Raw genomic sequence first — 8,916 nt, forward strand, 5'->3', positions numbered from 1 at the left:
ATACACAGATGTTATGGCATAAAGACAAGTGGCTTTCACCCATCCTGTTGTCTTTCATAGAAGCGGCGAGAGAAGTTCTGACTTAAGGCTGCGGCTGCACTTGCGCCGTAATGCGGATTTCCCGGCCCGCTCTTTCCGCATTTACCTGAAGCTCCCGCTCAGCTTTGGTGCTGTAGACGACCGTCTCTGCGGAAGCTCCGTCCTGCAGCTGAACAAGCGTTATCGAGAAACTTACAGGAACTTCGGCCTGAGCTTATGTTACTGAAAATGAAGCTACGTGACTTACGAACATTTGCTGCCAAAATTAATGTTTTGGAACAAGAGATCGAGAACCTTCTCCTTCAGACAGACGGACGACTGCTTCTTACCGTCCCGGACTTAGGAGTGACTACCGCGGCTGAGCTTTATGCTGAAATCGGCGATGTATTCCATGCAGCAGCGCGACCAAAGATTCGGAGCCCTTTTCATATTTTTAAGAAGCGATACTTTCGAAATTCAGGATTATTTTTTATTTTCCCGTGTTTTCATGTCGAAAAAAACAGATTCACCCATTATTTAGTGCTATTATAGAACTAAATGGAAATCAATATAGGTCTGCAGTACTGAGAAACAAGACAAGAATTATAGGAGGATGTGAAAGTGGAGAACAGAATCTCATGCGAATGGTTGTACAGCGAAACCGTGAACTACGCTATGCAGCAGAACCATGTTCCTGTTATGAAGAGCATCATCTTAACGAATACAACGGGTGAAGATATCAAGGGAATCACGGTGAAGCTAGAATCTGAGCCGCAATTTGCATATGAATGGAAGAAGGATTTGGACATACTTCCAGCAGGGCAATCCTTGGACATGGGGATGATTGATTTACATATGTCGACCTCATTTTTGGGGGATTTGTCGGAACGCATATCAGGTACATTGACATTGACGGTATGGCAGAATGACACCGAATTGTTCAAGCAGCGCGGCTCGATTTCCGTCCTTGCCTTTGATGAATGGAGTGGGCTTGCCGTATTGCCTGAGATGACCGCTGCTTTTGTCACGCCGAATCATCATCAAGTGGCCGAGATCGTACGGGAGGCGGGCACCATTCTGGAGCAATGGTCGGGAAGCCCTTCGTTTACAGCTTATCAGAGTAAGGATCCCAACCGGGTACGTATGCAGGCGGCTGCGATCTACTCAGCTTTGCAGAATCGCGAGATTTCCTACTGTGTAGCTCCTCCTAGTTTTGAGTTAATCGGTCAGCGTATTCGTCTTCCCGAGACCATTTTCACGCATGGACTGGGAAATTGTCTGGATCTTTCCATGTTATATGCTGCTTGTATGGAGGCTGTGGGTCTACATCCTCTGATCATTTTCACGACTGGGCATGCGTTTGCCGGAGTCTGGCTTGTAGAAGAGACGTTCTCGGAAACGGTTCAAGATGATATATCGTTATTAACGAAAAGGCTCGCAGCGGGAATAAATGAAATCTGCGTGGTAGAGTCTACGGCTATGGTGAAAGGGGATCGAATCCCGTTTGATCAAGCGGCTATGCTAGCCGAGAAGCATCTGAGAGATCCCGATTCACTTGATGGCTTGGTCGATATTCGAAGAGCACGTGCAGCAGCCATACGTCCGTTACCACTGCGTACGAAAGCGACAAATGGATGGGTCATTGAGGAGACACGTGACACGAAGATCAATGAAAGTGCTGCTCCGGAACTGCTGGAAGTGTTGGAAAAACCGTTGGAAGTTGATTCGTTGCATCCTGCAACGCGGCAAAAGCAATGGGAGCGTAAGCTGCTGGATTTGACGCTTCGTAATTCACTGCTCAATTTTCGCTTGACCAAATCGTGTATTCCGGTCATTTCTGCCCAGTTGGGAGATTTGGAAGATGCGCTGGCTGATGGCGATGAATTTCAACTGTTGGCAAGGCCCAATGACTGGGAGGATAACGGGCGAAACGCCAGCTTGTATCAAAGTGTGAATACCAATCACCCCATTGTTAAATTGTTACAGGAGGAATTCGTCCGGAGACGGCTGAGAGCCGATTTGAATGCTCAGGACCTAGAGAAAAGAATTGTACATATTTACCGTTCTGCCCGAACTTCATTGGAAGAGAATGGGGCTAACACGCTTTTTCTTGCTTTGGGTCTCTTAAAATGGTATGAATCACCGGTTAGCGAACTTCCCCGGTATGCCCCGATTGTGCTGATTCCTGTAGATATTTTGCGAAAATCTTCACGACAAGGCTATGTCATTCGGGCGAGGGATGAAGAGCCTCAGATTAACATTACACTGCTGGAGATGCTGCGGCAGGATTTCGGTATTGGCATTGATGGCCTGGATCCACTTCCGAGGGATGAGAAAGGCATTGCCTTGAAACAAATCTTTAACGTTATTAGACATGCATTAATTCAAGTATCCCGCTTTGACATCGAGGAGACGGCTAATCTCGGGTTGTTTTCGTTTGGGCAATTTGTAATGTGGAATGACATTCGCACGAGAGCTGATCAATTGGCGGAGAATCAGGTGGTGGCAAGCCTTATTCAGGGACAACTACAGCTAAAGGAATCGGTGGAAATCAAGCCCGAGCCGCTCGATGAAGAGCATCCGGCTCATTCGTTGATTCCGGTCAGTGCGGATTCTTCACAATTGTCGGCCATTCGCGCGGCGCTTAAGGGGCAAAGCTTTGTGCTGCACGGCCCTCCAGGAACCGGGAAGTCTCAGACGATTACGAATATGATTGCTAGTGCTCTGGCCGATGGAAAAAAAGTGCTGTTCGTAGCGGAGAAGATGGCAGCACTGTCTGTTGTTCAGCGAAGATTAGAACAAATCGGATTGGGCCCTTTTTGCCTGGAACTTCACTCCAACAAAAGCGCAAAGCGAGCAGTCCTTGACCAATTAAGCCATGCGATTGATGTGCAACGGATCCAGTCTGGCGAGTCCTGGAAAAGACAAGCAGATCGTTTGTTCCAGTTGAGAGAGACGTTAAACGGTTATGTAAAAGCCCTTCATCGAAAACATGCTTTTGGCTTATCTTTATTTGAAGCGATATCGGAGTATGAGAGGGCGGGTGAAGCACCGGATGTCGTTACGTTCAATGACGCAGCAATTGAAGGACTGAACCCGGATACCTTGGTTGCATGGAATGACACGGTTGCTCAATTAATCGCAGCCGGGGCTGCGCTTGGCAATCCGGGCACGCACCCTTGGGCGGACTCTAAGGTTACATCCTATACACAGGAACTGAAGGCAAACGCAGAAGTATTAATAAAGAGCTACATCGTAGAGCTTGAGGGACGTCAGAAAGCGATGAATGAAACGCTGAAGCATTTCAAGCTTGGAGCTCTTCCGATGACTCAAGACAAAATCTCCATACTTGCACAGTTGTGTGAGCTGGCTAGCCGTGTACCGGATATTAAACCTGCTCTCATGCAAGAGATCAATGTCGAAGAATCGGTCGAAAGGCTAAAGGCCGCAGCACTTCAGGGCAAACGCCGAGACGAGATTAGAGGTAAGGTTTCCAAATTATTCACTTCAGAGGCTCATCGTTTAGATGCCCAAATGATGTTATCTACTTGGGATAGTTTGGAGCTAAAATGGTTCCTTCCGAAATGGGTTGGGCAAAATCGCATTTTTAATATGCTGAAGAAAATGACGGTTCCCGGTCAAGGGATAGCCAAGCAGGATGTCAGATCTCACTTGCTGGATATCATTTCCCTGCAGGAAGAGGAACAGAAGTTAAGTCGAGCAAGGGACGAATCCACTCCATTCCTTGGTTCCTCGCTGATCTGGGATGACGAAGGCAAGTGGGACGACATCTTGGAGACTTGCGAGTGGCTGAATCGATTGCATGCAGCGTTAACGGCTTGGTTTGAAAATACTACCGATGCTCATCACGCAAGAACACAGATTGCAGAATTTATGGTTGATCTTCGTGGGAATGCTGCTTTGGACAAATCGATACAGTCTGTACTCCGTAGTCATGAACAAGTGAAGAATCAGGAGAAGGAACTCCGCGATCTGTTACAGATTGACTTTGAGCGCATGGCCCATCAGTCACAAGATTTGGACTGGCACGAATATCTCCTGGAAAAAGCAAATGGCTGGATATCCTATCTAGATGTACTGAGAGATTGGTGTACGTGGCGAAGAGTACGATTGCAGGCGGAGGAGCAAGGACTTCTGCCACTTGTCATTCCATACGAAGAAGGGCGTCTATCTAATGGCCAGTTGAAGGACGCTTTTGAACGTGGACTCTATAAAAAAATAGCGAATTACATCATTGCGCGTGATGAGCAATTCGTGTCATTCTCCGGCAATGTATTTGAAGAGACTCTTCTTCGTTTCAAGGAAGCCGACGAGGAGTATACGAGACTGACTCAACAAGAAATTGTGGCCAGGCTTTCTTCGAGAGTTCCTCAAATGACGCAGGAAGCATCGCAAAGCTCTGAAGCCGGCATTCTTCAGCGGGCGATTCGCAGCGGCGGGAGAAATATGTCGATTCGTAAGCTGTTTGAACAGATTCCGAATTTGCTGCCGCGATTAGTGCCCTGCATGTTGATGAGTCCGATTTCTGTAGCGCAGTACCTCGATCCTGAACGATCCCCATTCGATATGGTGATATTTGACGAAGCCTCTCAGGTACCAACGGCACAAGCGGTTGGGGCATTGGCACGGGGACAACAGTCTGTTATCGTAGGTGATCCGAAACAGCTGCCACCAACGAGCTTCTTTTCGAAGAGTCGTCAGGAAACGGAGGAAGAGGAATCGGCACTGCAAGACATGGAGAGCATATTGGATGATTGTTTGGCGCTTGGAATGCCGGAGCGACATCTGATCTGGCATTATCGCAGCCGGCATGAAAGCCTGATCGCTTTCAGTAACGCTCATTACTACGAAAATAAGTTAATGACCTTCCCATCTCCGGATGAACCTGTTTCAAGTGTGAAATGGTGCCCTGTCGAAGGATATTATGATCGGGGACGTACGAAACAGAATCGAGCCGAAGGTGAGGCTGTCGTTGCTGAGATTGTCCGCCGCATTAAGGATCCGGTCTTGCGTCAACAGAGCTTGGGGATCGTCACGTTTAGTTCCATTCAGCAAACCTTGATTGAGGATATGCTTGAAGAAGTACTGAAGCAAGAACCGGAAGTGGAAATGCTGATGATGCAAATGCCGGAACCCCTATTCATCAAAAACCTTGAGAATGTTCAAGGGGATGAACGGGACGTTATTTTGTTCTCAGTAGGATATGGGCCTGATGCAAACGGTAGGGTAAGCCTGAATTTTGGCCCATTAAACCGGCAGGGAGGTTGGAGACGGTTAAATGTTGCCGTATCAAGAGCCAGGTACGAAATGCTGGTCTTCTCAACACTGCACGCCCATCACCTGAATGCGAGCAGGATCAGCAGCGAAGGTGTACTAGGCTTAAAAGCGTTCCTTGAGTATGCGGAAAAAGGAAAACGGATCCTGCCTGCAAGCGAGGCGTCATCTCAAGCGCTTCAGGTTTCGCATGTTCACCGAAGTCTGGCCGCTGAATTGAAAAAGCGCGGATACCAAGCAGATCTCTATGTCGGGGCATCGGGATATCGCATTGATTTAGCGGTATTGGACCCTGAGTCCGATCATTATGCATTAGGGATTCTCCTTGACGGACCGATGTATCAAAATGCAGAATCTGCCCGGGATCGTAATATTTTGCGGGAAGAAGTGCTTAAGCAGCTTGGCTGGAATTTGTTGAGGGTGTGGAGTCCGGATTGGTGGGACAATAGAGAAGCCGTAGTGAGCCGTATTGTGGATGCTGTTAAGCGAGGAAGAGAGGTCAAGAAGCTACGGGTTCAGTCCCAAGCTGAAGCGGCAGTGACTCATAAACAAGTGACATTTGATCGTTCACAGAATCCTCCGGTAAGCATGGATAAGGATCATCATGTTCAACCTGCACAGCCTCAGAAACCGAAAGAGATGCAGCCTTACCATGTCTGCGTTCTGGATGCTGTTGCTTTAGAGGCGGATTGGTTCCATTCCCCAGAATCGACGGAGCTCCTTTTGGGTCAAATCCGAAAGGTCATTCAAGAAGAGGGACCTATCAGCCGAAGTTTACTTACAAAACGCATTTTACAGGCATGGGGCATTACCCGACTTGGGGCACGATTGGATCAGAGGTTTACAGAGTTGTTGATGAAGATACAACCTGCACATACGGAAGGGAACGGAATGACCTTCTTCTGGCCAGAGGGAATAAAACCATCCGAGTATGGCATTTACAGGGTAGCCACAGATGATGCTCAGCGGCGAATGGCCGAGGATTTACCGCCGGAAGAAGTAGCGGTTGCCGTGAAATCCATTCTGTCTTCTCAAATTAGTCTTCCATATGATGAGCTAACGAAGCAAGTCGTTAAGGCGCTCGGATACGCCAGATCCGGGAGTGCTCTGGAGAAGTCGATTAAATCAGGGATTCAAAGTGCTATTGAGCTTGGCTTCGCTTATGAAGATGAAAATCGGCGAGTGGTAGTGAAGTAATTAACTCAAGTTATTCTCTGTGTAAGGATAAGCTATCAAAGGCTGCTCAATGGACGGAGTCATTGCAGTGGAGGTACGCGAAGGAAATCGAAATCAATGTGTTCTTGAACGGTCTTTTTAATGTTTACGGTTAACAAAAAAATCTCAGTCACAAGGCGCTGGATGAATCCGGCGTCTTTTTTTGTTGCAGTGAAAAAACGGGACTTTCTCGGGAAGTGTACATTCGGCCACTGATCAATGGGTATGTTCTAAAAGAAATGGCGTAGAAACAGTCAAACTTGAAACTTGATGTCCTACGCCTTTGTTATCCGTTAATATTTAAACTCTTCCGTCTCCGCCTGCGCCATCAATTCCGCTTGCTGAAGCACCAGATCAATGGCCATCTTCTCCAGATCCGGCGGGTAACCGTATTTCTTCAACAGCCGCTTGACGGTAATCCGCATTTGCGCCCGTACATTCTCACGAAGCGTCCAGTCGACCTTGATGTTGCTCTTGATCGCTTGGGTCAGCTCATGTGCAATCTGCTTCAACATGAGATCGCCCATCAGTTCCTTGGCTGATTCATTCGAAGCAAGCGCATCATAGAAAGCCAGTTCTTCCTTGATCAGACCGAGATCTTCGCCGCGCTTGACGGCTGCATTCATCTCTTTGGCCATCTGGATCAGTTCTTCGATCACCTGCGTTGTCTCGATGGTGCGGTTGTTGTATTTCCGAATCGCTTCCTCCAGCATCTCGGAAAATTTCTTCGATTGCACAATACTGGTTCGGGAAACGGCCTTCACTTTCCCCTGAAGCAGCCTGCGGAGAAGTTCCACAGCCAGATTTTTCTGCTTCAACCCGCGCACATGTTCGAGAAACTCATCCGAAAGTATCGCAATGTTCGGTTTCTGCAAACCTACAGCTTCCAGAATATCGACAACTTCATCGGATACAACCGATTTCGAAATGAGCTGATTCAACTCGGCGTCGAGTTCTTTCGTTGTTTTCTTCCTGTTCTCATCAGTTATCAACTTAATAACTCAACTTTCGCAGCATGAAATGGGCAAACAGGCCTTGATGTAGCTGGGTAAAGTTGCAATCCATTGCTGGAGTTGACGTTGAATCAGAGCCGAAAGCTTTTTTCCTGCTTTCGTAGCGATTTCGTTGATCAGATCGAGCAGTTGCTGCAAGGCGATGGCCCAGTCCAATGTGCCAACTTCGTCGCACAACACATAAAACAGACCGCCGAACGAGCGAGCATCCGTACTTTGCCGATGCTGCCAGGCCAGCAAAATATAGCGGGAGAATACAATCGTCGTATGGCTGATCAGTAAATCATAGGAGCGGCCTTGAAACTCCTTCTGCAAACGAAGCAGCGACTTGGTGCACTTGAAGAAGACCTCGATGTCCCAGCGGATCCCGTAAATACGGATCACGTCCTCCACGGAGAGGGAAAGATCCGTCGTCAGCACCGCGAGCCATTCGTTCTTCTTCGTGCGATGACGGACGAATACCACGTGAACCGGTATGCCGGAGGCAAGCTCGGTTCGAATCGAACGAAGGATGCCTCGTTTCTTGCTTTGCACCGGAGACGCTGCGGTGTATAGTTCTTTGAGCGACAGCTTCCGGCCTTGAACAAGGAAACGCTTATTGTCGTTCTTGACCATGCCGATCACGTCGAGCCCGCGGGAGGCGATCTCGCCAATGAGGGGCGCGTGCGTGAACCAACTGTCCATCAAGACATAGGAGGCCGTGGCTCCGGCGGCAAGCGCGCGATCCAACATCGATACAATCACCTGCGGAGCCGACAGGAGTGCTTCTTGACGTCGCTTATACCCGTTCGTCCGTTTGTCGATCTTCTCGTTCATGCCGTTAATGGCAGATTTGCCGGAACTGAGCAGCGCGAAGTCCAGCGGCAGGAAGGTATGGCCGTCGGACCATCCCATGGTGAGCATACGAAATCCCTTGTAATAAGCGCCGGTGGCATGATCTTTGAACCTGGCCAGCAACTCAACGGCTTTGCTGCGGTTGCGTTCGAACATGGAATCGTCGACGATGAAGACGGTGTCCCGATCTGCCGACGTAGGCACGCTGACCTTCTGCACCGTCGCGACGCTGAGCGACGTCAGAAAACGACGCCAGGAGGCAAAGCCTGCATGGTTGAGGAAACGATAGACGGCATCCTTGCCGGGAAAGGAGTCGCCCTTGCTGCTCTCGAGCAGTCGAAACCAATTCTTCTGGTGAAACAGAAGGACTAAGACGAGTTGGAATAGCCGAGCACAGCTAAAGCCAAATCGCTTACGGAATCCGGCTTGTTGAAGATGTTTCATCACTTTCAGTTCTTGAAAAGCAGGCTTTAATTCGTTTGGCAGCGTGTCAACTCATATAAAAATGTTACCGAAGGATAATGGTTCACTCACGTAATTT

The 8,916-nt window shown here is 48.5% G+C and carries 2 protein-coding genes and 2 pseudogenes; 2 read left to right on the forward strand and 2 right to left on the reverse strand.

What is annotated here, in order from left to right:
* Together RW092_RS12535 and RW092_RS12540 are read left to right on the forward strand one after the other, a co-directional pair.
* Window positions 1–86, forward strand: a pseudogene (locus RW092_RS12535) (LysR family transcriptional regulator); the annotation flags it as partial.
* A 553-nt stretch (window positions 87–639) separates the two neighbouring features.
* Window positions 640–6,510, forward strand: coding sequence for an anti-phage protein ProA (locus RW092_RS12540; RefSeq protein WP_316010356.1), 5,871 nt, complete (start codon window positions 640–642; stop codon window positions 6,508–6,510).
* A gap of 311 nt (window positions 6,511–6,821) precedes the next feature.
* Here RW092_RS12540 and RW092_RS12545 read toward each other — a convergent pair.
* Window positions 6,822–7,529 (reverse strand): annotated as a pseudogene (locus RW092_RS12545) (DUF3387 domain-containing protein); the annotation flags it as partial.
* On the reverse strand, window positions 7,530–8,861 hold the full coding sequence (locus tag RW092_RS12550; protein WP_410055536.1) for an IS4 family transposase: 1,332 nt from the start codon (window positions 8,859–8,861) through the stop codon (window positions 7,530–7,532).
* Between the last annotated feature and the right edge of the window lie 55 nt (window positions 8,862–8,916).

Origin of the sequence: Paenibacillus sp. 3LSP (assembly GCF_032465655.1) — a bacterium.
Lineage (GTDB): Bacteria > Bacillota > Bacilli > Paenibacillales > Paenibacillaceae > Fontibacillus > Fontibacillus barengoltzii.